General features: G+C 48.8%; 19 protein-coding genes and 1 riboswitch. Of the genes, 11 read left to right on the top strand and 8 right to left on the bottom strand.

Annotation, left to right across the window (positions count from 1 at the left end):
* Positions 1–126: 126 nt before the first annotated feature.
* A complete protein-coding gene (locus tag ACQ4MX_RS12610; protein ID WP_134911465.1) occupies positions 127–720 on the bottom strand; it encodes a DUF5317 domain-containing protein in 594 nt (197 codons plus the stop codon).
* Between the two features lie 202 nt (positions 721–922).
* On the opposite strand from ACQ4MX_RS12610, the gene ACQ4MX_RS12605 reads away from it, so the two are divergent.
* The 5 genes from ACQ4MX_RS12605 to nfsA all read left to right on the top strand — a co-directional run bounded on the left by ACQ4MX_RS12605 (position 923) and on the right by nfsA (position 6,487).
* Positions 923–2,152 (top strand): multidrug effflux MFS transporter, encoded by a 1,230-nt coding sequence (locus tag ACQ4MX_RS12605; protein WP_431090942.1) that lies wholly within the window; start codon positions 923–925, stop codon positions 2,150–2,152.
* 115 nt (positions 2,153–2,267) lie between these two features.
* Positions 2,268–2,618 (top strand): metal-sensitive transcriptional regulator, encoded by a 351-nt coding sequence (locus ACQ4MX_RS12600; protein WP_044646242.1) that lies wholly within the window; start codon positions 2,268–2,270, stop codon positions 2,616–2,618.
* A 58-nt stretch (positions 2,619–2,676) separates the two neighbouring features.
* The gene (locus tag ACQ4MX_RS12595; RefSeq protein ID WP_431090941.1) at positions 2,677–2,877 is read left to right on the top strand and encodes a copper ion binding protein; all 201 of its coding nucleotides are present in this window, start codon (positions 2,677–2,679) and stop codon (positions 2,875–2,877) included.
* A 114-nt stretch (positions 2,878–2,991) separates the two neighbouring features.
* Positions 2,992–5,448, top strand: coding sequence for a heavy metal translocating P-type ATPase (locus ACQ4MX_RS12590; protein WP_431090940.1), 2,457 nt, complete (start codon positions 2,992–2,994; stop codon positions 5,446–5,448).
* Between the two features lie 295 nt (positions 5,449–5,743).
* Positions 5,744–6,487, top strand: coding sequence for an oxygen-insensitive NADPH nitroreductase (gene nfsA, locus ACQ4MX_RS12585; RefSeq protein ID WP_014279445.1), 744 nt, complete (start codon positions 5,744–5,746; stop codon positions 6,485–6,487).
* 141 nt (positions 6,488–6,628) lie between these two features.
* Here the strand turns inward: nfsA and ACQ4MX_RS12580 are convergent, their stop codons facing one another.
* From ACQ4MX_RS12580 to ACQ4MX_RS12560, 5 genes are all read right to left on the bottom strand, one after another.
* Complete coding sequence (locus tag ACQ4MX_RS12580; RefSeq protein WP_431090939.1) at positions 6,629–7,477, bottom strand: TatD family hydrolase; 849 nt, start codon at positions 7,475–7,477, stop codon at positions 6,629–6,631.
* Positions 7,474–8,430 carry an ABC transporter ATP-binding protein gene (locus ACQ4MX_RS12575; RefSeq protein ID WP_431090938.1) on the bottom strand — a complete coding sequence of 319 codons (957 nt, stop codon included), beginning with the start codon at positions 8,428–8,430 and terminating at the stop codon, positions 7,474–7,476. Before ACQ4MX_RS12575 ends, ACQ4MX_RS12580 begins: the two co-directional genes overlap by 4 nt.
* Before the next feature lie 64 nt (positions 8,431–8,494).
* Positions 8,495–9,271: an ABC transporter permease gene (locus tag ACQ4MX_RS12570; RefSeq protein WP_134911459.1), complete on the bottom strand. Its 777-nt coding sequence runs from the start codon at positions 9,269–9,271 to the stop codon at positions 8,495–8,497.
* Entirely contained in the window at positions 9,268–9,561 is a 294-nt protein-coding gene (locus tag ACQ4MX_RS12565; RefSeq protein ID WP_134911458.1) for an MTH1187 family thiamine-binding protein, read from the bottom strand. The genes ACQ4MX_RS12570 and ACQ4MX_RS12565 overlap by 4 nt, the downstream gene beginning before the upstream one ends.
* A 541-nt stretch (positions 9,562–10,102) precedes the next feature.
* Positions 10,103–11,149, bottom strand: coding sequence for an ABC transporter substrate-binding protein (locus ACQ4MX_RS12560; protein WP_431090936.1), 1,047 nt, complete (start codon positions 11,147–11,149; stop codon positions 10,103–10,105).
* A 193-nt stretch (positions 11,150–11,342) separates the two neighbouring features.
* Positions 11,343–11,452, bottom strand: a riboswitch (TPP riboswitch).
* A 203-nt stretch (positions 11,453–11,655) separates the two neighbouring features.
* Between ACQ4MX_RS12560 and ACQ4MX_RS12555 the strand changes: the two genes are divergently transcribed.
* Positions 11,656–12,090 (top strand): pyridoxamine 5'-phosphate oxidase family protein, encoded by a 435-nt coding sequence (locus tag ACQ4MX_RS12555; protein WP_431090934.1) that lies wholly within the window; start codon positions 11,656–11,658, stop codon positions 12,088–12,090.
* A 222-nt stretch (positions 12,091–12,312) separates the two neighbouring features.
* The gene (locus ACQ4MX_RS12550) at positions 12,313–14,418 is read left to right on the top strand and encodes a bifunctional 2',3'-cyclic-nucleotide 2'-phosphodiesterase/3'-nucleotidase (protein WP_431090932.1); all 2,106 of its coding nucleotides are present in this window, start codon (positions 12,313–12,315) and stop codon (positions 14,416–14,418) included.
* Positions 14,419–15,062: 644 nt separating this feature from the next.
* Here ACQ4MX_RS12550 and ACQ4MX_RS12545 read toward each other — a convergent pair.
* Positions 15,063–15,314, bottom strand: a complete 252-nt coding sequence (locus tag ACQ4MX_RS12545) for a PBECR4 domain-containing protein (RefSeq protein WP_431090930.1) — start codon at positions 15,312–15,314, stop codon at positions 15,063–15,065.
* A 497-nt stretch (positions 15,315–15,811) separates the two neighbouring features.
* On the opposite strand from ACQ4MX_RS12545, the gene ACQ4MX_RS12540 reads away from it, so the two are divergent.
* From ACQ4MX_RS12540 to ACQ4MX_RS12525, 4 genes are all read left to right on the top strand, one after another.
* The gene (locus ACQ4MX_RS12540; protein ID WP_431090929.1) at positions 15,812–16,873 is read left to right on the top strand and encodes an EAL domain-containing protein; all 1,062 of its coding nucleotides are present in this window, start codon (positions 15,812–15,814) and stop codon (positions 16,871–16,873) included.
* 400 nt (positions 16,874–17,273) lie between these two features.
* On the top strand, positions 17,274–18,287 hold the full coding sequence (locus ACQ4MX_RS12535) for a zinc-dependent alcohol dehydrogenase family protein (protein WP_431090928.1): 1,014 nt from the start codon (positions 17,274–17,276) through the stop codon (positions 18,285–18,287).
* Between the two features lie 31 nt (positions 18,288–18,318).
* Complete coding sequence (locus ACQ4MX_RS12530) at positions 18,319–19,476, top strand: SMP-30/gluconolactonase/LRE family protein (RefSeq protein WP_431090927.1); 1,158 nt, start codon at positions 18,319–18,321, stop codon at positions 19,474–19,476.
* A gap of 17 nt (positions 19,477–19,493) precedes the next feature.
* Entirely contained in the window at positions 19,494–20,282 is a 789-nt protein-coding gene (locus tag ACQ4MX_RS12525; protein ID WP_431090925.1) for an SDR family oxidoreductase, read from the top strand.
* 263 nt (positions 20,283–20,545) lie between these two features.
* Here the strand turns inward: ACQ4MX_RS12525 and ACQ4MX_RS12520 are convergent, their stop codons facing one another.
* On the bottom strand, positions 20,546–21,637 hold the full coding sequence (locus ACQ4MX_RS12520; protein WP_431090924.1) for a hypothetical protein: 1,092 nt from the start codon (positions 21,635–21,637) through the stop codon (positions 20,546–20,548).
* Positions 21,638–21,724: the final 87 nt, after the last annotated feature.

The raw sequence follows: 21,724 nt of genomic DNA, 5'->3' as shown, positions 1-21,724 counted from the left end.
CCTCCGATTTTGTAACCGGAAGTCAAAGCGATTACGACAGAAGCGACGATAATAGCGTTGATAATCACACGGGAATATTTCAAATTTTTCATAGGGTTCACTCCCTTCCTTGGAATAAGGCGCACACTAGGCGTGGCGGGGATGGGTTTCTTGTTGGGTGGTCTTCTTCTTGTTCACGACCATGACACTTTGAATAAACAGAAACATCCCAAAGTTCATGACGACATCTCCAATACTGATCACCTGCGTACGGGGATAGGGCTTGGAGAGTGGAATAATATCACCCAAAAATGATAAACGCGTAGTCGTATCCATCATGTAATGCTTCGAGATAACGCTTCCAGATTTAAGCATATCTGTATAATAGGGGCCTAGTACCTCAGAAGCGCTCAACGAGACCGGCATCCTGCCGCCATTTACCGCCATGACGACAAAATTTAACAGGACTCCGATTAAAATAAGCTTGAATCCCTTGTGGTGCCTGTTCAACCAGAGAAAAATCAATCCAACCGCATAGATGCCCATAAACAGATACCCGTTGATGGACGCGAGCCAAGCCCATTTTTCCTGAGCATAAAAAATAATGAACTGCACCAGCAGCAGCACAGGGAACATCCAGCCAGCTATGAGGTGTATTTGGCTGAAACGGATTAAACCCTGCCGCCAGCCCCCTCTGAACAGACCTACAATGAGACCAAGCAGCACTCCATCATAGACCATAGTTATTCTCCAGCTTTCGCAAATTTTTTTGTTTTGGTTAAGGTATGATTCGACCTTAAATTGGTAAATTCCTGCCTGATATGTAGCAGTTTCGAAAAAAAATTGCGGATTAGCGTGTAAATGATCGAAGCAGCGTAAAATGAATGTTATCATAATATATTGAAGTGATATTTCATATTTTCAGAAAAGGATGATTGTTATTATGAATCGGTTTTCCAATACGGTAATGGTTGCCGCAGATATGACCAAATCCCGGATTTTATGGATTGTCTTTGTTCTGGGAGCATTGAGCGCTTTCGGACCCTTGTCCATAGATATGTATTTGCCGTCATTGCCTACATTAGCCGACAATTTGCATACGACGACTTCGCTGGCGCAACTCAGTCTGACCGCCTGTCTGTTGGGTCTGGCAGTCGGGCAGATCGTTGCGGGGCCGCTGAGTGATGTAAGAGGACGTAGAGGGCCGCTGGTCGTATCGCTTGTCCTGTACGCCGCTGCTTCGCTGTTATGCGTGTTTGCGCCGAATATCGGCGTGCTTATCGGGCTACGCTTTATTCAGGGTCTTACTGGGTCTGCGGGGATCGTTATCTCCAGAGCCGTTGCGCGTGATCTATATTCGGGCAAAGAACTGACGCGCTTCTTTTCACTGCTCATGCTGGTGAACGGTGTGGCTCCGATTGCTGCTCCTGTGCTGGGCGGTGTTCTGTTGAATTTTGTATCCTGGCGTGGTGTGTTCATGGTGCTTTGCGTAGTCGGGGTGGCTATGTTAATTGCCGTCGTGTTGGGGCTACCGGAAACACTGCCTGTCAGCCGCCGTTCATCGGGTGGTTTGAAGCAGACGCTTCGTACACTCGGTCATCTTTTTACGGATCGGCGCTTTATGGGATACGCCTTCTCGCAGGCGCTCATTACAGGAGCCATGTTTGCGTACATCGCTGGCTCGCCGTTCGTGCTTCAGGATATTTTCGGGGTTTCACCTCAGACATACAGTATCATTTTCGCGGTGAATGGTTTGGGGATTGTACTGTTTTCCCAATTGACGGGGAGGCTTGTGGGCCGCTTCAGCGAACGGCAGTTGCTCTTGTCGGGGTTGTTGATTGCGGCTGTAGCCGGAATTAGCCTGCTTACGGTGGCCTTTACCGGAGGTCAACTGTTTGCTGTTCTAGTTCCGCTGTTCTTTGTTGTATCCTGTGTCGGGATCGTGAGTACAACCACCACCTCACTCGCGATGCAAAGCCAGCAGCGCTCCGCAGGCAGTGCGTCCGCCATGCTCGGCTTGCTGCCTCTGTTGCTTGGCTCTATCGCTTCGCCGCTGGTGGGCTTGGGCAGTGGAACAACCCCCATACCGATGGCTATCGTCATCGCTATAGCGGAAGTTGGTGCATTGTTAAGTTTTATGGTACTTGCCAAGGAAGCGCGCGCGAAAGCTTGAAATAAGGCGAACAGGTGACATTTTTCCGGAAGGTTGACATACCCCACGGGGGTATATTATGCTAGGAGAATATTAACAATGCATGAATGCATAACACAACACAGGAGGCTGATGTATGGCTGAAGAGCAACCTGTTTCCAACGCTGAAGTCCATGAGGCTCATTGCGGAGCAGAAGGGGAAAAGACCATCAGAAAAAGCCATCACTCGGCAGAATTCAAGAACAGTCTTACATCCCGATTGAACCGTATTGAAGGTCAGGTTCGGGGAATCAAGGGCTTGATCGAGAAGGATACCTATTGTGACGATGTGCTGAACCAGATTGCGGCTGTCCAGTCCGCCCTGAATGGTGTCGGCAAGCTGCTGCTGGAAGGGCATATGAAAAGCTGTGTCATTGAGCGCATGCAGGCCGGAGAGCCGGAAGTGATCGACGAGCTGCTGGTTACGGTCAAGAAGCTGATCCGTTAAGAGCAATACCCATACACATAAATCGGGTACATAAAGTACCCCGGAGGAGGAAACAGAAATGGCACAAGTAACGTTGAACGTAGAGGGCATGAGCTGCAATCATTGCGTGAAAGCAGTAGAAGGAGCTTTGGAGAAAGTCGGCGCTTCCGGCAAGGTCAGTCTTGAAGCGAAACAAGTGGCTGTAGAATACGATGAGTCCAAGCTGAGCGTTGAAGCTCTGAAAACCGCAATCGAGGACCAAGGCTACGACGTCGTTTAAGTTAAGGATATGTAACGCGTAAAAAAATTTGTTTTAAAGGAAAAGCTTCCATGAAGAGGCTTTTTCTTTTGAACATGAATATACCCCATGGGGGTATGTAGGAGGAGAGTAACCATGGAAAACCGTGTGACCGACGGTGACAAGCAGACAACGCTTCATATTACAGGGATGTCCTGTGCTGCCTGCGCCAGCCGTATTGAAAAAGGTTTAAATCGAATAGACGGCGTGGCGCAAGCTAATGTGAATCTGGCTTTGGAGCAGGCGTCGATTTCGTATGATCCGAAGCAGGCCGATATTCCTGATTTTCGTGATAAAATTGCTTCGCTTGGCTTTGGAACCGTGAGTGAGGAAGCCAATCTGAATGTGACGGGCATGACATGCGCAGCCTGCGCGACCAGGATTGAAAAGGGTCTGAACCGGATGCCGGGTGTGACGGGCGCTACGGTGAATTTGGCGATGGAAACAGCTCATGTGGAATATGCGGCGGGAAGTATTGCGGTCAGTGATCTGGTGAGCAAGATTGAGCAGCTTGGCTATGGAGCCATACCGCAGAGTGCCGAGGATAACATCGCAGACGTGCGCAGCAAGGATTTGAATCGTAAAAAATGGAAGTGGATCGTATCTGCGGTACTGTCACTTCCGCTGTTATGGGCGATGGTCACTCATTTTTCATTTACCTCATGGATGTATGTACCGAGCTTGTTTTTGAACCCTTGGTTCCAGTTCGCACTGGCTACGCCGATACAGTTTGTGATTGGTTGGCAGTTTTACGTAGGAGCATACAAGGCGCTGCGCAATGGCAGTTCCAATATGGATGTATTGGTTGCTCTGGGCACGTCTTCGGCTTATTTTTACAGCTTGTATCTCACCTTGCGTCCGTCGACCGTGATGGATGGTATGGCAGGGATGCCTGTCATGAAAATGCCTGAACTGTACTATGAGACAAGCGCGGTGCTGATTACGCTCATTCTCGTCGGTAAATGGTTCGAGGCAGTAGCCAAGGGCCGTTCGTCCGAGGCGATCAAGAGTCTGATGAGTCTCCAGGCGACAACAGCGCGTGTGGTACGTGATGGGCAAGAGCTTGATATACCGATTGAGCAGGTTCGTGTGAAAGATATCTTTATTGTACGTCCCGGCGAGAAAATTCCTGTCGATGGTGTGGTCGTGGACGGACGCTCGGCGGTGGATGAATCCATGCTGAGTGGCGAAAGTCTTCCGCTGGAAAAAGAAGCGGGTTCTATGGTCACAGGAGCTACGCTCAATAAAAACGGTGTACTTCGTATCCAGGCCGAGCGTGTTGGTGGCGATACGGCATTGGCCCGTATTATTAAGGTCGTGGAGGATGCGCAAAACTCCAAGGCTCCTATTCAGCGGATCGCGGATCAAATCTCGGGTATTTTTGTACCCATTGTTGTTGCTGTTGCCGTGGTGACCTTTTTCGTCTGGTTTTTCCTTGTGACACCGGCTGATTTTGCAGGTTCACTGGAGAAAATGATTGCAGTTCTCGTCATTGCTTGTCCTTGTGCGCTCGGATTGGCTACGCCAACGTCTATTATGGCGGGTTCGGGACGTGCCGCAGAGTATGGCATTCTGTTCAAAGGCGGCGAGCATCTGGAAATGACCCGCTCCATCAACGCGGTGGTACTGGATAAGACGGGTACGGTTACGAACGGCAAGCCGGTGCTGACGGATGTTATGGTCGGAGAAGGAAGCTTGAGTGAAACGGATTTGCTGCGGTTGTTGGCTGCGGCGGAAAAAAGCTCGGAGCATCCGCTGGCGGAAGCCATTGTAAGGGGGATCGCGGATCGCGGCATTGAGCTAGTAGAGCCAACGGATTTTGAAAATATTCCGGGCTATGGCGTGAAGGCTCATGTGGAAGGAAAGCAGGTACTTGCAGGTACACGTCGATTGATGAGCAGGGAAGGCATCGCGATAGCTGACTCTGCCGAGCAGCATATGCATGAGCTGGAGAATGCGGGCAAAACAGCAATGCTGATTGCGGTGGACGGTTCCTATGCCGGACTGGTAGCCGTGGCGGATACGATCAAGGAAACGTCACGGGAGGCGGTTGCCCGTCTGCGGGCGATGAACATTGAGGTTATCATGATTACGGGTGACAATGAACGGACCGCGCGGGCTGTTGCTGCCGAGGCTGGAATTGATCGGGTGCTGGCTGAGGTGCTGCCAGAGGGCAAGGCGGAAGAAGTGAAACGGCTTCAGGAGCAGGGCCTGATCGTAGCTATGGTCGGAGATGGCATTAATGACGCGCCCGCGCTGGCTACCGCTAATATCGGGATGGCCATGGGCACGGGTACGGATGTGGCGATGGAAGCTGCGGATATCACGCTTATGCGCGGCAACCTGAACAGCATTCCCGATGCGATCGAAATGAGCCGCCGTACGATGACGAATATACGGCAAAATCTGTTTTGGGCGTTAGGTTATAATGTGATTGGCATCCCGATTGCAGCTTTGGGTTTTCTGGCCCCGTGGCTGGCGGGAGCGGCCATGGCATTTAGCTCTGTTTCGGTGGTGCTGAATGCACTGCGTCTCCAACGGGTGAAGCTGTAATCCGATTTGTTTACCAGAGACGGGAAACGGGCAGCAGACATCACGATAAAGCGTGATCAGTTGTTCATCAGGCAAGTACGCAGGGATTTAATCTCCTGGGTACTTGCCTTTTTGCTATGTTCAGCTTTTTTAATCAATGCTGTCACCCATCATCCTGTCGTTTCGGGTTGCTTATCATTCCCGAAAGTTTCATAATACTTGTAGTAGTGCCATGCAAACATGCAGAAACCTCTTCGTATACGCACAGTTTGACACAGATAAAAAGCTTATATTATGGATTAGGAGTGAAGCAGTCATGAATGATACGATTTCCTTGTTGATGAATCATCGGTCTGTACGAAAATTCAAGTCAGACGCCGTTACCGACGAGCAGCTCGCAGCTATTATGGCAGCAGGCCAAATGGCTTCCTCGTCCAGCAATGTACAGGCTTATACCGTCATTGCCGTTACAGAGCCTTCTTTGAAAACAAAGCTGGCTGAGTTGGCGGGGGGTCAGGCTTATGTTGAGCAATGCCCGGTATTTCTGGTATGGTGTGCAGATTTGTATCGTTTGAAGCAGGTCACAGTTCACCATCAGCCGGGTCAGCCTTCCTATGAAGGTTCCGTCGAAAATTATACGGTTGCGACCATTGATGCCGCGTTAGCTGCACAGAATGCAGCGGTAGCCGCCGAATCACTTGGCTTGGGCATCGTTTACATCGGGGGCATCCGTACGAAAATAGCCGAGGTATCCGAGCTGTTGGGATTGCCTGAGCTGGTATATCCGGTGTTCGGCATGTGTATTGGTGTACCGGATCAGGAAGGGAGCTTACGTCCACGTCTTCCGCTGTCCGGTGTTTTGCATATGAACGGCTACGACAAAAATCAGACGATGAAAGCTGTGGATCTGTATGATCACACATCGGCTGAATATTTGAAGGAACGCACAGGTGGTCAGCGGTCTACCCCATGGTCAGAGCAGATGGCAGCAAGGCTGACCGAGCCTGCACGTTTGCAGATGAAGTCTTTTTTGGAGCAAAAGGGATTTTTGAAGCAATAAAAGCAGAGCAGCCATAAAAATAAAGCAGGGACCTATTCACAGCTTATAGAGCCATGCATAGGCTTAAAAATACAAAGAACCTCCGGTTACGCTGGCAATAGGATGCGTACTCGGAGGTTCTTTGCTTATGCTGTAACGACTTTATAAATTAGATAGTGCGTAAAAGCGTCTCGTATTGTCATAAAATAATTGCCGAACGGCAATTTCATCTTGACCTGTCAGCTTGCTACACGCCCGAATAACTTCGGCGGTCATGCGTGGATGGGTCTGTTGTTCGGCAAAAGGCCCCTCAAAGGGCCAAGGGCCGTCCGTTTCCGCCATCACCTGACCGAGTGGATACTGTGTTGCCAAACTTCGGATTTCGTCCTCATACAAGAGATCCGGTGTAAAGGAGACATAATAGCCGTTACGGGCCATGCGTTCGGTCGTGGCGGCAGAGCCTTTAAACCAATGGAAATGCGCCTGTGTGACGCCGTGGCGTTCCAGTAAATCGCAGGCAATGTCCGCGTCCTCATAGACGGCATGCAGCACAATCGGTTTGTTATGCTTCCGCGCAAACCGGACAAAACGCTCCAGTAATTCTATGTAAGGAGCGAGGTCAAAGGGAACGCCGCTTCGTAAGGTTTCCAGCCGATTATAGTAGGGCAAGCCGACCTCACCTACGGCGACCATATGCTCTGCATGCTTGTCCATCCAGTCGAACAACAGATCAAGCTCAGCTTGCGGTGGAAGAGGCTGTTCGGGATGAAAGCCAAAGGCGGGTCGTACCAGCCCGGGATAACGCTCAGACAAGCACAAATTGGCCCGGCTGGAGGCGAGATGCATGGACACGGCTATGACGGCTTCGACGCTGCTAGCAGCAAGCGAAGCGAGCAATAGCTCTTGCTGATCAGACGGATAGCTATCCACATGAATGTGCGCATCGATTAGCGGCGCGGGTGCTAACTTTGGCGCTGTCGTGTCCGCTTTCATGTTCTTTGAGTCATTCATAGCGGCTTTACCTCGTCATCTGAAGCATCCTCACGGACGCTTCCCGTGTTGCCCGTGTCGCCTTCCAGTCTGTGCTTTTCCTCGCGCATCCAGCCTGTCATTTTCCGCTTCCATTCGATAAAGCGCGGGTCGAGGGTGATTTCTTCCCTGCGAGGGCGGGGGAAGGGAACGTCTACGACATGTATCACCGAAGCAGGTCGTGCCGACAGTACATAGATACGATCGGAGAGCAACAACGCTTCCTCAATGCTGTGGGTAATAAACAGCACGGAGCGGCGGTTCTTCTCCCACATCCGCAGGAGCCATTGTTGCATGTCTCCGCGCGTCAGCGCATCCAGTGCGCTGAACGGCTCATCCAGCAGCATCAGCTCTTGCGGACTGAGCAGCGCCCGCAGGAAAGCCGCCCGCTGCTGCATGCCGCCAGAGAGCGTATGCGGATACGCCTTGGCGAAGGGGCCAAGCCCGACCTGCTCCAGCCATTGCAGGGCTTCCTTGCGGCGTTCGCGTTCGCTGGTGTGCCAGGGCTGCGCTGCTGTATCTTTACGCGGCGCATTTTCCTGCCCAAGCAGTACATTGTCCAGCGTGGTACGCCACGGGAAAAGCGCGGGCTGTTGCGGCATATAGCTGATATGTCCGCGTTCCCCGGTCACGTCCTGTCCGTGCATACGGATGTGTCCTTGCTGGGGCTTGAGCAGCCCGCCGATGATGTGAAACAACGTACTTTTGCCGCTGCCGGACGGACCGATCAGGGAGACGAATTCCCCGGGTTTGACGGTCAGAGATACATCCTGCAATACAGGCAGCAAGCTTCGCTTTTCACGGAAGGCCAGGCTGATGCCGTCCAGTTCCAGAGCTGGAGGAGTGGAGGAACGCTCCTGCGGCTCCCCGATCCCTTGGACTTGTTGTTCATCAGCCATATTTTGCGGTGATAAGTCAGTCGGATGCAGACTCATACGCACCACGTCCTTTCTTTGGTATCATGGGTTTCCAGCGTATTCTGGTCATACCATTTGGAAGCTATTCCTGATCGGGTTTCCAGCGTACTAGCCATTTTTCCAGCAGTAGAATAGCTACGAACATTAGCAAACTGAGTGTAACAATGATGCCAATGGCGGCAAAAATCAGATCCGTACGGTAGGCTGATTTTTGCAGGTTCATATAATATCCAATTCCTTCGCTGGCTCCGATCCATTCGGCAATGATTGCGCCCATCACGCTGTAGGTGGCGGCAATTTTGATGCCCGAAAATACTTGCGGCAGGGAATGTGGTAATTCCAGCTTCATGAAAATAGCCATGCGGCCTGCGCCCGACATGCGCATATAGCTCATCATCGTGCGGTCCGTCCGTGTCAGCCCGTCCATGGCCGCTACAGCCACGGGGAAAAAGCAGACCAGTGTAATCACCATCAGCTTGGGCAACACGCCAAAACCAAACCACACCATCAGCAATGGACCGAGAGCGATGGTCGGAATGTTTTGACTAAGAATGAGCAGCGGGTACAGAGCCGATTTGAGAAAAGGGATGGTATGAAGAACAATGGCGATCAATAGTCCAGTTGCTGTGCCGATAGCAAATCCCGCCAGCGTTAAGCGAACGGTAGCCCAGGTATGTGCGCTAATCAGCACCGATTGGGCCATTCCTTCCTGCACGATCAGGGACGGAGCAGGCAGTATCCATGATTCCACATGCCAATAGGAAACCGCTCCCTGCCAGGCCGCTAAAAAGAAGAGGACCGCCACAAGGGGCGGCCATACGCTTTTCCACCAGGATGCGTTTTTGCCTTTCGGGTTCATGGGCGATATTTCTCGGTCAGCTTATCCATGCTGATACCCTGCGGGTTATGTGCGATTTTGATCTGTGAAATGACACTTGGACTGCCCGCTTCTGTCAGTGCCTCGTGCATGTCCTTAACCACTTTCAGCAGCTCATCCAGCTCACCTTCCATGGTCGTGTCCAATGGGTTCACCTGATGTTTGACACCGGAGCGCTGAATAACTTCAATCGCTTTATCTACATATGCATAAGAGTCCTCGTTATTGGGGGTTTTAGGAATCACTTGAATACTGAGCAGTGTGTTAGCCATGTGAATTCACCTGTCCTTTATTGTTTAAGTTTTAGGAAAATAAATTGGTTTAAGGCGGGTGAGACCGCTCCGCGTTTCATTTGATCTTACGATCGCTGTTGCCGTGGGATTCTTTGAATAATTTAAAAGGTAAGAATCCCACGGCAAAGGCGAGCGCTTCGCTTCTTCAGATTCAAATGTAACGCTACGCTGCAACCGCCTTAAAAGCACCTTATTTTTAAAGTGGTTTGTGTGGCATTTTTTACACACAAGCGCACCTACTTAGCGCTTAGAATAAGACGAAACTAAAAAACAAACCAAGTGGAACGAGAACGAAGTGGGCGGAATGGTGCTGTAGAAGCGTTAGCGTTCGCTTTAAAAGCTTTCCATAGGAAAGCTCGCTTCGGAAGCATCACCTTGCCCGGATTTCACCTCTGGATATTTATAAAAGAAGTCTGGGTACAACAACGATGGGAAGCACCATCCGTCCGCGTAGTGGCGCTTGGTGCACGTCCCTAGTTCGACTTTATTTATTTGGTAATTTAGCGTTTTGACAAAATGATTAACGCTTGGGCAGGAAGTCGTTGGTGAAGGCTTTATCGACTTCCAAGGGTTTGCTGAGCAGCTTGCGCTCGTACATCCAGTCGGAGTAGTTTTTCCATATCTCCGCTTTTTGTACGCCCCATTGGGTGGCATCGTCCTGATAACGTGGGCTTAGCCATTTTTGGCTGGCGAGCACCAGCTTTTTATCCAGCTCCGGAACCGCTTTAATCAAGATATCTGCGGCTTCTTCCGGGTGAGCGATGGTATATTCATAGCCTTGAGCGGTTGCGTCCATGAAGGACTTGACCAGCTCAGGATCATTTTTAATCGTCTGTTCGTTGCTCACGATGACAGGTGTATAGTAATCCAGACTTTTGGAATAATCTTTTACATACAGCATATCCAGTGGCTCACCCCGTAGTTGGGCTTCAATCCCGGTCCATGCGTAGAAAATCCAGGCAAAGTCGATATCCCGCTTCACGGCTGTAAAATAATCGGCATTGCCCATGTTGATGATCTTCACCTTGCTTACGTCGCCTTTGTCTGCATCCATAATGGATTTCATGACCGCTTCTTCTACGGGCGAACCCCAGCCGCCGTAGGTTTTACCTTCAAAATCCTTAGGACTCTTAATCCCGCGGTCAACCGGGGCTGCGAAGCCTGATGTATTATGCTGAATGACCGCAGCGATGGATACGAGCGGTACCCCTTGCGTACGAGCTTGTGTGACGCCCTCCTGATAGCTGATACCAAAAGGTACAGCATTGGAAGCAACCATTTGATCGGCTCCGCCTGAGCCGGGTTGAACGATTTGGACATTCAAGCCTGCTTTTTCGTAAAATCCTTTGTCCTTGGCGACATAGAGGCCCGTATGATTCGTATTTGGCGTCCAGTCGAGCACGACTTTAACGTCCTTGAGTCCCTTTGTCGGGGAGGATGTTTGGGTGTTGGCGGCAGGAGTCTCGCCTTGTGGGGCAGAGAGGGAGCTTCCGCCGCAGGCGGTCAGGGTCAGGGCCATTAACCACAGGCTGATCAGCCCAAGGCTTAACATTTTCATGCGCTTCATCGTTGTGTTCTCTCCTTTATTACCCGTAATCCGTCGGATCAGACAGCTTATGTTTCCCATTTCACAAAAATAACTTCTGCCGGACGCTATCTGTTCCAACAACATCATCTTCAACAAAAAAAGCGCCCCGATGTTCCGGGACGCTTGCGCATGTATATACCAAAGTAAGGGATGGGCCTGGTCAAAGAAAAGGCGCATCTTGCTTAAGCATTCCTACGCTGGCATTACCCAGATCAGGTTGTAAGGGTCAGTGTCTTGGGACACACTCTCAGCCGGCCGATTCCAGCACCCCTGGCATTGTATAGTCGAATGGGTTATTCATTCGGGTTTACTACGACGATTATATGCCTAGAAGGCGGGTCTGTCCAGCATATAGGAAGAAGTGGCGGTTCATTTGCCAAACGACAGGGTACACTTTTACTGTGAGCTTTGTTCTGAAAATGACCATGATCTTGTCGGAAACCAATTCACAGGAATTCTAATTTGCGAAAAGGAGTTGTTGTACCGTGGGTAAAACGGAAACATTGGATCGCAGCCAACTGGAACAAGCCATTGTAAAGGCTTTGGATAACAACAAATTTTGCTCGTTGGGTACAGTAGAAGGCGGCAAGCCGAAGGTACGCTATATGGCTCTTTTTAACGAAGGGTTTAACATCCATCTGGCGACAGATCGCAAAACACATAAGGTGGAGGAGCTCAAGGACAACCCAAACGCTTATCTGCTGCTGGGCTATGAGGTTGGCGGTACAAAGGAAGTCGTAGAGGTTGAGGCGACTGTCCGTGTAACGGCTGACGAGGGACTGCGCAAACAAGTGTGGAATGATTCGTTGAAGGAATGGTTTTCCGGCCCGGATGACCCTGATTATGTCATTCTGGATGTAAATCCTACTCGAATTGAGTATGTGGGCAAGCAAACCGGACGTCAGGTGTGGGAAAAATAGAAACGGATAGAGTATGAGAAAACCAGCAATTCTCCGAGTTTTTTGGGAGGTTTGCTGGTTTTTAAGTTCTCGGAAAATTAATTATTTTTTCATAAATAAATAGGGTAAATGACTACTCTTTTGTCCCGCGTTGGATTAAAATAGGAATGGTGGGTTCTAAACTTACATATATGTGCAAAAGTATGTGTATGAGGCCTACACCTTAATGAGGAGGGATATATTTTGTTATTTCATAAAAAATGGTTTAAAGGGTTTACAGCAGCCGTCGTAGCCTGTAGTATGCTGGTGCTTTCAGCCGCTCCGTCTTGGGCTGCCAGCGAATCCAAGGATAGCGCTACAGTGAATTTGCGGATCATGGAAACAACGGATATTCATGCGGCCTTGATGAACTACGATTACTATGCGGACAAGGAAACGAACGAATATGGCTTGATTAGCACAGCCGGACTGATCCAGCAGGCGCGCAGTGAAACGAGAAACAGCCTGTTGTTCGATAACGGCGACTTATTGCAGGGCAATCCACTGGGTGATTATATGGCCAGAAGCAAAACCTTCGAGAAAGAAGGCGGTGTCCATCCGGTCTACAAGATGATGAACTTGATGGACTATGATGCGGCTACGGTGGGGAACCACGAATTTAACTATGGTCTCGACTTTTTGGAAAGATCGCTCAAGGGAGCTGATTTCCCTTACGTAAATGCGAATGTGTATTACGATGATGGGGGCCAAGGCACTAAAAATTATTTTACCCCTTATCGCATTCTGGATAAAGAAGTAACGGATGAAAAGGGTGAAGTTCATTCAATCAAAGTAGGCGTGATTGGCTTGGTAACACCACAAATTACGCAGTGGGATGAAAGTAATTTGAAGGGCAAAGTCGTTACCAAGGATATTGTGGAAACGGCGAAAAAGTTTATTCCACAAATGAAAACCGAGGGTGCTGAAATTATTATTGTGCTGGCACACACAGGTTATGAGGATGTACCGCAAACTCCATTGATGGAGAATGCCGTTAAATATTTGAGCAAGGTAGACGGAATTAACGCTATTTTATTTGGACACGCGCATAAATCTTTCCCCGGCCCTGATTTTAAAGGAATGAGCGGTGTAGACCTGGATAAAGGAACCATTAATGGCGTACCGGCTGTAGAAGCTTCCTCATGGGGCAAGGAGTTGGGCATTATTGACCTGAGCCTTGAAAAGAAAAACCGCGTGTGGAATGTAACTAATTCTCAGTCGGAAGTGCGCCCGGTTGTGAATACTACCAATCCAGCGGTGCAACAGATCAAACCCGAATTCAAACTGACAGAGGCGGTCAAGGACGAACATAAAGGAACATTGGATTATGTTCGTCAACCGGTGGGAACAGCGACAGCACCGATCAACAGTTATTTTGCATTAGTGCAGGATGACCCATCCATTCAGATTGTGACGAATGCACAAAAATGGTACGTACAGAACCATCTTAAAGGGACCGAATACGAAAATCTTCCCGTATTGTCGGCTGGCGCCCCATTCAAGGCTGGTGGTCGAAACGGTGCCGAGTATTATACCAACATTCCTGAAGGCACGATAGCCATTAAAAACGTGTCCGATCTGTACGTGTACCCGAACACGGTTCAGGCCGTAGAAGTTACCGGTGCTGAAATTCAGGAATGGCTGGAATGGTCTGCGGGCCAGTTCAACCGTATCGATCCAAAGAAAACCGAGGAACAATCGCTGATTAACAAAGATTTCCCTACCTACAATTTTGATGTCATTGACGGTGTGAACTACCAGATTGATGTGACACAGCCTGCACGATATGATGCCAAGGGAGCCGTTATTGATCCTTCTGCTCATCGTATCAAGGATTTACAATACAACGGGAAAGCAATTGATCCTGCACAGAAATTTATCGTAGCGACCAACAACTATCGTGCTTCCTCATCCAAACTGGCAAATCCGGATGGCAAACGCATTGTGATGGCAGCACCGGACGAAAGCCGCCAAGTCGTTATTGATTACATCCGTACGAATGGAACGATTAATCCGGCTGCGGATGGCAACTGGTCTATTGCTCCTTTCGGTGAGGCAAAGGTTTCCTTCGAATCCTCACCCGATGCTAAAGACGTGCTTGCCGGAAACCAGCAAATTTCATTCCTCGGCAGCGCGGCTGACGGCTTTGCTAAATATAGTCTTAAAGCTGGCGCGAAGCCCAATGCAGCAACGACTCCTGTAAAGGAAACCGTGGCTCCGGCGAAAGCAACGGCGAAGCCAGCCGTAAAAGCAGCCAAACCTGCGGTAGCTAAACCAGCTAAAACAACCAAGCCAAAGGCTTCCAAATAAGCTTCTCAAATGTAATGTGTAAAACGGGATTTATATCTTTCAAAGGGAGTGTCAACAGCTATTACTAGATGTTGACACTCCCTTAATTTTAAGGATTTAGGTAATGAAGTGATTTGGTGGAGAGGGGACTGAACGTGTATTTGAAATGGGACAAAACTTATATTTCCCTTAAGTAGCTCTTTTATAAATGCGTGTTACATTATGCTTAGATCGTCTTGTTGTACGTCGTCGGCGTTGGTGTAATAATCGTTTCTTTTTAAATCTTGATTTTTCTTCGCGTTCATATCTATGCCGAGCTACAATCGAAACAGTGTGGCTTGGTGGAGCAGCCTGCTTGTTCGTAGGATTAGCTGCTGTTATGCGGTTGACTAAAAATGATTCTGGATAATACCACTTGCCATGCCATTCTTTTTGTAATCCAGTTGGATGTATGCATTGTCTGGTGAATGCAAATCATAGATAAAGAACTCGCATGATAAAGCGCTTGTAGTACTTGGAACATACTTGATCATCAAAGAACCTGTATTCATTAGACGAGGTAAAAAATAAAAATGAAGCATTTTATCTTTCATAGGATTCAGATTGACACCTAAGTTACGTATACTGGCTTTATTTAATACTCCTTTAAAGATGTTATTTAGACCTCACATACCTTTGTAATCTTTTAACTGTCTTCCACGTAGAGTCCGTTGTTGCTTTGCAGTCTTTTCAATGCCAACCAAGTGACAAAATTTATTTAAGTCAAACTTTAGCGTAATTGTTTCCCCCGTACTTAAGATAAATTCAAATGTGTAGGGATAAAGTTCTTTATAAAATAGCTCTCGCAGAACTGGTAAGTCAATGTCTGCGAAATTTGGTTTTTTATTTAAGCTGAGTAGCGTTGTCAAATCAAGCATTTATTTTTCCTTGTCCTTTAATATGTATAGTTGTAATGTCACAAAAAAAGCCCTGATGTATCCCATCAGAGCTTGCATATTTAAAGAATGGCGGCACATTTTGGATGAACAAGGTATTTATAAGACCCGCCCGTCGGGTACTGGATGCTATCTTATCCAGCTCGGTTTCGGAAGAAACACGACTACGTATTAATATCTACATTATAACGTAAAATATCCTCTTTGCCAACGGAGAGTTGTTCTAAAAAATAAAATAGGCAGAGATTATATCCCAGAAAAATTATTTCAAGTTTAATCAATGATGTGATTAATTTTTAAACACTCCTTAATATTAGTTCAAAAGACTTTAATTTTTGTCGAATATACACTTAAGTCCTAGGTTGTAGCCGAAAATAACCTTATTTTTTGTAAAAAAACGTAATTACATAGTACTTTTGTTCTAGTTATTTGTGATATAATGGTGAAAAAACCGGAAAATTGTTCCGAGGAGGACCATTATGACTTGCAGCAATTGCAGCATCATATTACCTATTAAGGACCAGGGGTTGCTAAAAATCAGGCATTCCAGGGTGTCGCTTACTCAAGCGTTGGACAACTTGGGTATGCTGTCGGAACAAATGAAACAGGAACAAGGGAGCGAGGACGGCATTGCGTTTCGCTATGACAGTCCTTCGGAGCTGGAGCAATGGATGGACAGACTGGCTCTTTTGCCGAAGGAATGGTTGTTACATATGGAGGTTGTGGTGACCGGAACGTTTCATGTCGAAGGGTATGAGGATTGGCTTCCATTCAGCCAACTGCAAGCCCGAATCAAGCATCCGAATGTCATGGACATTATTGCGGATCAAAGTTTTTCCAGCCATATGCAGCCTATTGTCGACCACAAGCTGAATGTTATCGGGTTTGAGTTTTTGCTGCGTCCGTCACATCCGCAGAGACTTTTTCAGCCCTTTCGGCTGTTTGAAATCGCTCGTGAAGCTGGATTACACGCTCATCTGGATCGGTCAGCCCGTATTTCTGCGATTGAAAAAAGTGCAACATGCCTTCCTGCGGGAATCAAACGTTTTATTAATTTTCTTCCTTCCACTATTTATAATCCGGCTTATTGCTTGAATCATACCTTTGAGACGATTGACCGGTTGTGCATGAATGCGGAGGATTTTGTATTTGAAGTTGTAGAGACAGAAGAGATAGACGACCTGAATGTTTTGCATCATATTTTTGAACTATATCGCAAACGTGGAGTTTCAGTGGCACTGGACGATGTGGGGGCAGGTTATTCTACGACAGAGCTGATGAACTGTCTCCAGCCGGATTATGTCAAAATTGATCGCAGTTTAATTGATGGCTGTTATCGCAACAGTGATCAGAAGCGACAAATTACAGGGATCGTGGAATCGGCTTCTCGTTTTGGCGGTCAGGTACTGGCTGAAGGCGTTGAGCAGATGGAGGATTTTGAATTTTGTCGTGAAGCAGGTGTGTCCCTGGCGCAGGGTTATTTGTTTGGCAAGCCGGAGCCGAGTCCGCCCCCCAATTTTATGCTTAGTAGCGTAATATAGTCAGGGAACAAATTTAAGTAGACGTAGTTTATAATAATTGGAGCTTAAATAAGGCTGTCGCATAAGCAAATTCCAATTCTATTGGACAGCGCTTATATCACCATTAATGTAAAAAAAACGCGAGTGCAGAGGTTATTTCACCCCTGCAACTCGCGTTTTTTGGTCATGCTTGCCCACCTGAGCAAGTTCTGGACAAGAGAAGCCACCCAGTCTCCAATTTTACTTGGTAAGGAACGTTAAAAGCCTGGAAGCAGTTTACGACCGTTTTTATTTTTAAAGTAAAGATTGACGTCTTGAATACAATTGGATACAGTGTATTATATAAGAAACAGTGTTTCTTTCGTAATACGATGTATCCATACTAGGTAAAAAGTTTAACATTACAGGGAGGACAACCAAAATGAAAGCAGTGCAACTGAAAAACGGTTTTGGCTTTGAAGAGTTAACCTTGACGGAACTTGACATACCGGTGCCGGGACGACTGGAAGTTTTGATCCGCATAAGGGCAGCGTCTCTTAATTATCGAGATTTGGTAATACTCAATGGAGTAATGCCGATCGGCATTCAATTTCCCTTCATTCCGTTATCCGATGGAGCGGGTGAAATTGTAGCTGTGGGCGAAGGGGTGACAAAATTTCAGGTTGGACAAAGGGTAGCGGGAAATTTACAACAGAAATTCATTGGCGGGAGTACGAGAGCGGAGGTCTTAAAGGACAGTCTGGGAGGCCCGCTCAGTGGAGTGGCGGCTGAATATATCGTTCTGCATGAAGAAGGGGTCGTCGCCATTCCGGATCACCTTTCTTGGGAGGAGGCTTCCACCTTGCCGATTGCGGCATTAACCGCATGGAGCATGCTGATGGAATCCGGCGGGCTGCGAGCGGGGGATACGGTGCTCTTGCAAGGAACAGGCGGTGTTTCCATCTTTGGGCTTCAATTCTCTCTGATGGCGGGAGCACGGGTAATTATCACATCGAGCAGCAATGACAAGCTGGAACGGGCAAAGGCTCTCGGCGCATGGCAGACAATCAACTATTCGGAAGTTCCCGAGTGGGATAAGGTGGCTTTGGAGCTGACAGGCGGCGGAGTCGACCATGTCCTGGATGTAGGGGGAGCGGCAACAATGGCGCAATCCATCAATGCACTTCGTACCGGAGGGACTGTGAGCATGGTCGGATTCTTATCGGGCTTGACCATTCCTGAGTTCGATGTCACCAGCATTTTGCAGAAGGCTGCGACGATTCGCGGTAGCCAAGTCGGTAACCGGGAACATTTCGAAAACATGAATCGTGCCATTTCCCGCCATCGTTTACATCCTGTCATCGACCGGGTATTCCCGCTCAGCCGAATCGGCGAAGCCTTCGCACTTTTGGCTGAAGGAAAACAGTATTTCGGTAAAATCGTCGTTCAAATATAAATATTATTCACATCACATAGGAGGCACTCTAATGCCCAGTAAACCTGATTTGTCTGTCAAAGATTCTCAAGGAAGAAAGAATAAGAAACCGCGTAAATGGGTACGCAGAACCGGATTATCGCTGCTGGCGGTAATCCTTCTGGGAGTGGTTATTTTTATGCTCATCCCTTCCCCTGTCCAGCCTGCAAAATGGCTTGCACCTACGGCCCCCTCTTTTGAACAAGCGGGTCCATGGCAACAAAACAATAAACTCAGCTCCGCAGAGCTTGTTACAGATGCCCCTAAGTTTCCGGAATTTATCACCTTTGACAAGAAAGGAAATTTATATACGGGAGACTCCGACGGGAAAATTTATAAGGCTGCCATTGATACAAAGGGCAATCCGCAAAAGGCCCAGCTATATGCAGATACCAAAGGAACGCCCAATGGACTTATGTTTGACGCAAGTGGAAATCTGATCGTTACGGATGTTAAGAAGGGGCTGCTATCAGTAGATCCTTCCGGAAACGTGACGGTGTTGGCCAATCAAGTCGACGGCACACCGATCTATTTGGCCAACGAGCTGGATATTGCCAAAGATGGTACCATTTATTTTTCTGACACCTCCAATTATGGCAGTGTAGTCTTCAAAGAAATCGCCGAGAACAAGCCACATGGACGTTTGCTGAAATATGATCCGGCGACCAAGCAGACGACAGTTCTGTTGGAAGGCCTTTATTTTGCGAACGGGGTTGCCTTGTCTGCGGACGAAGATTTTGTGCTTGTGGCAGAGTCGTATCACTACCAATTGACCAGATACTGGCTCAAAGGGCCAAAGAAGGGGACTTCGGATATTTTTGCGGATAATCTCGCTGGTTTTCCGGATAACATTACGCGTGATGATCAAGGCCACTTCTGGGTCGGTCTCTTCACGACACGTATTCCCTTTGTAGATCAGATGCATAAAAGCCCGTGGCTGGCTGGAATGATGGCCAAATTGCCTCAATCGCTGCTCAGCGGTGCAAGCGCACCTGTGAAGCATGGGCTTGCTGTGGAGCTTAATCCGCAGGGTAAACTCATCGGAAGCTGGCATGATCCTGAAGGCTCGGTTTATGGGGTAACCACGGTTGTAAACCATGACGGATATTTATATATAGGTACAGCTCCTGGAGGTAGCCAGGGTGTTCATCGCGTGCTTTTAACCAAATAAGATTGGGAGGGTTTAACATGATATTGGATGAGTTGGAGTTATCCTGGAAAGGGAAGGAAAGCCTAGCCGGTAAAGTAGCTTTGGTAACAGGCGCAAGCAGCGGCATTGGGGCATCGATTGCAAAAAAACTGGCAGAGCGAGGCGCGTATGTAGCTGTATTGGCACGCCGTCAGGAGCGATTGGACGAATTGGTTCGCGACTTGCACCAAGAGGAATTGTACGAGGTCATGGCAATACCTGCCGATATCCAAAAAGCTGAAGATGTACAGCAGGCGGTCCACGCCATTCTTGAACGCTGGGGGCGGCTTGACATTATCGTTGCCAATGCCGGCTTCGGGTATCGAAGCCCACTGGCAGAAGTAGACCTGGAAAGATGGGAGGAGCTTTACAAGACGAATGTGCACGGTCTTGTCCTGACACTGAAGTATGGGCTCCAGCCAATGAGGGAACAGGCCAAGGGGGATGTTGTCATTGTCTCCTCTATTGCAGCGAAGGAAGTGGTTGCCGGAGGAGGACTATACAGTGCTACCAAGTACGGTGTTAGCGCCATAGCCTCCGCCTTGCGTTTGGAGACCAGTACGCAAGGAATCCGTGTAACTGCGATTCACCCCGGGGCGGTGGCGACGGAATTTTCGCAGGTGGCTGGATATCCAGAGCAGGAGATTCGGGCGTTTGCTTCGAGCGTTTTGCCGCTGCATCCCGATGATGTTGCAGAAGCTGCCCTTTATGCACTAGAGCAGCCGGAGCATGTCAATATTCCAGAGTTGACCATTATGCCTTCGAGGCAGGTCCAGCGGTTCAAATAGAGCGATATTTATTCTGACACAAACCGGGTATGGTCATCGCCGATGCCGGGTATGGCGGCGAAGAGGACTACGTGCCTTCGCTTGACCATAACCTGCTCAATTGGGTGAGCATGAACCAAAAAGCGCGAGCTACAGGGGGAATAACCCTTGTACTCGCGCTTTTTTACACTAATGACGAAGCGGGACAGCTCCATTTACTATAGCGCAGACCATATCCTGTGAAAATTTTGGCCCCACGTTCGCTCATCCAGTCATGCGATCTGTTATAGCGTGATGACGTACAGGCCCAACGGCGTGGTTGCGCTGCCTGCAATCATAAAACTTAGAGAATAGCTGGACTTGCCGGGGGGCACGCTGATATCAGCCAATCGGCATACCTTGGTATTATCTCGTAGCAGAGGGATACCATATACATGATCATTCACACGCACAGACCCGGCGAACGCTCCCCCACGCGGATTGGCGTAGATGCGGACCGTACGTTCCTCGTGACCGTCGTTAACGATGGGGATCGTAGCGTTATATATGACACCGAATTGTCCACGATTATCAAGCGCAGGGCCTAGCTCGCTGCGAGCCCCGGTAAACAGTAGATCGGCGGGCGTCTCGCCATCCAATTTTTTGGTGGCACATGCTCGGTAGTTGGCGCTTTGCCCGACCACGTACTCCGGCATCCGCGCGTTCGTTTCGGAAAAGGACCATGTACCGCGCGGATGCGCCTGCGGCGGCGGTACGGGTGGTAGCGGCTCCGCATGAATCCCGCGCAGGTCGGTTTGTATATCCTTGCTGACCACGGTGCGGATTACATAGTCCAACGTACCGTGGCCTTCGGCATATTCCACAGTGAGATCATAGGTGAATCCGGCCAGCGACCCTTCAGGCAGCTCGAATTCTTCCAGCAGCGCTGTGCCTTTGCCAAATTTATGACGGTCTACCAGCTTCAAGCGCTTCATCGTACCCGCCAAACAGCTTTTGGCAATAGACTGCCCGACATCCATAATCCAGTTACCATCCTCAGGCGCAATCTCTAGAGCCCGCTCGATATGACGTACTTCAAGCGCAGCATCGCTTTTGTTCTCTACGGTAATGCCCAGTTTGACAGGGCCGCCGATTTTGTTGTAATGCCAGCCGAAAATGCGATGCTTGACCGTCCGGGTTGTCGTGCGTATCACGTCATGCCACAGGGTAGCTTGCCGGGCAGGTACAGTCACGGGGGTGAGTGTCTCCGGGTTATCGCTAAGCATCAGACGGCGCTTTCCCCCTTCGGTGGCTGATTTCACATCCACATTGATATTTGGCGGGATCACAGCCGACTCCACAATCAGATCCTTTGGCTCTTTGGGGCGATGGTTCATGTGAGTTCCTCCTTTGATTTAGAGAATGGGACCGCTTACTGGTTCATGGATATGGGCGGTTCATATATATAGGTAACGCCGGAGTAA

It is taken from the genome of Paenibacillus sp. 8b26 (assembly GCF_050626875.1).
GTDB lineage: Bacteria > Bacillota > Bacilli > Paenibacillales > Paenibacillaceae > Paenibacillus.
Note: the sequence above shows the minus strand (reverse complement) of the source record. Positions and strands in the feature narration are given on the sequence as shown.

Excerpts from the sequence above, each read along its gene's own strand:
- ACQ4MX_RS12545 (WP_431090930.1), bottom strand. The coding sequence starts at position 15,314 with ATGCTTGATTTGACAACGCTACTCAGCTTAAATAAAAAACCAAATTTC.
- ACQ4MX_RS12600 (WP_044646242.1), top strand. The coding sequence starts at position 2,268 with ATGGCTGAAGAGCAACCTGTTTCCAACGCTGAAGTCCATGAGGCTCAT.
- ACQ4MX_RS12560 (WP_431090936.1), bottom strand. The coding sequence starts at position 11,149 with ATGAAGCGCATGAAAATGTTAAGCCTTGGGCTGATCAGCCTGTGGTTA.
- ACQ4MX_RS12520 (WP_431090924.1), bottom strand. The coding sequence starts at position 21,637 with ATGAACCATCGCCCCAAAGAGCCAAAGGATCTGATTGTGGAGTCGGCT.
- ACQ4MX_RS12525 (WP_431090925.1), top strand. The coding sequence starts at position 19,494 with ATGATATTGGATGAGTTGGAGTTATCCTGGAAAGGGAAGGAAAGCCTA.
- ACQ4MX_RS12610 (WP_134911465.1), bottom strand. The coding sequence starts at position 720 with ATGGTCTATGATGGAGTGCTGCTTGGTCTCATTGTAGGTCTGTTCAGA.
- ACQ4MX_RS12565 (WP_134911458.1), bottom strand. The coding sequence starts at position 9,561 with ATGGCTAACACACTGCTCAGTATTCAAGTGATTCCTAAAACCCCCAAT.
- ACQ4MX_RS12580 (WP_431090939.1), bottom strand. The coding sequence starts at position 7,477 with ATGAATGACTCAAAGAACATGAAAGCGGACACGACAGCGCCAAAGTTA.
- ACQ4MX_RS12575 (WP_431090938.1), bottom strand. The coding sequence starts at position 8,430 with ATGAGTCTGCATCCGACTGACTTATCACCGCAAAATATGGCTGATGAA.
- ACQ4MX_RS12570 (WP_134911459.1), bottom strand. The coding sequence starts at position 9,271 with ATGAACCCGAAAGGCAAAAACGCATCCTGGTGGAAAAGCGTATGGCCG.
- nfsA (WP_014279445.1), top strand. The coding sequence starts at position 5,744 with ATGAATGATACGATTTCCTTGTTGATGAATCATCGGTCTGTACGAAAA.
- ACQ4MX_RS12595 (WP_431090941.1), top strand. The coding sequence starts at position 2,677 with ATGGCACAAGTAACGTTGAACGTAGAGGGCATGAGCTGCAATCATTGC.
- ACQ4MX_RS12590 (WP_431090940.1), top strand. The coding sequence starts at position 2,992 with ATGGAAAACCGTGTGACCGACGGTGACAAGCAGACAACGCTTCATATT.
- ACQ4MX_RS12540 (WP_431090929.1), top strand. The coding sequence starts at position 15,812 with ATGACTTGCAGCAATTGCAGCATCATATTACCTATTAAGGACCAGGGG.
- ACQ4MX_RS12530 (WP_431090927.1), top strand. The coding sequence starts at position 18,319 with ATGCCCAGTAAACCTGATTTGTCTGTCAAAGATTCTCAAGGAAGAAAG.
- ACQ4MX_RS12605 (WP_431090942.1), top strand. The coding sequence starts at position 923 with ATGAATCGGTTTTCCAATACGGTAATGGTTGCCGCAGATATGACCAAA.
- ACQ4MX_RS12535 (WP_431090928.1), top strand. The coding sequence starts at position 17,274 with ATGAAAGCAGTGCAACTGAAAAACGGTTTTGGCTTTGAAGAGTTAACC.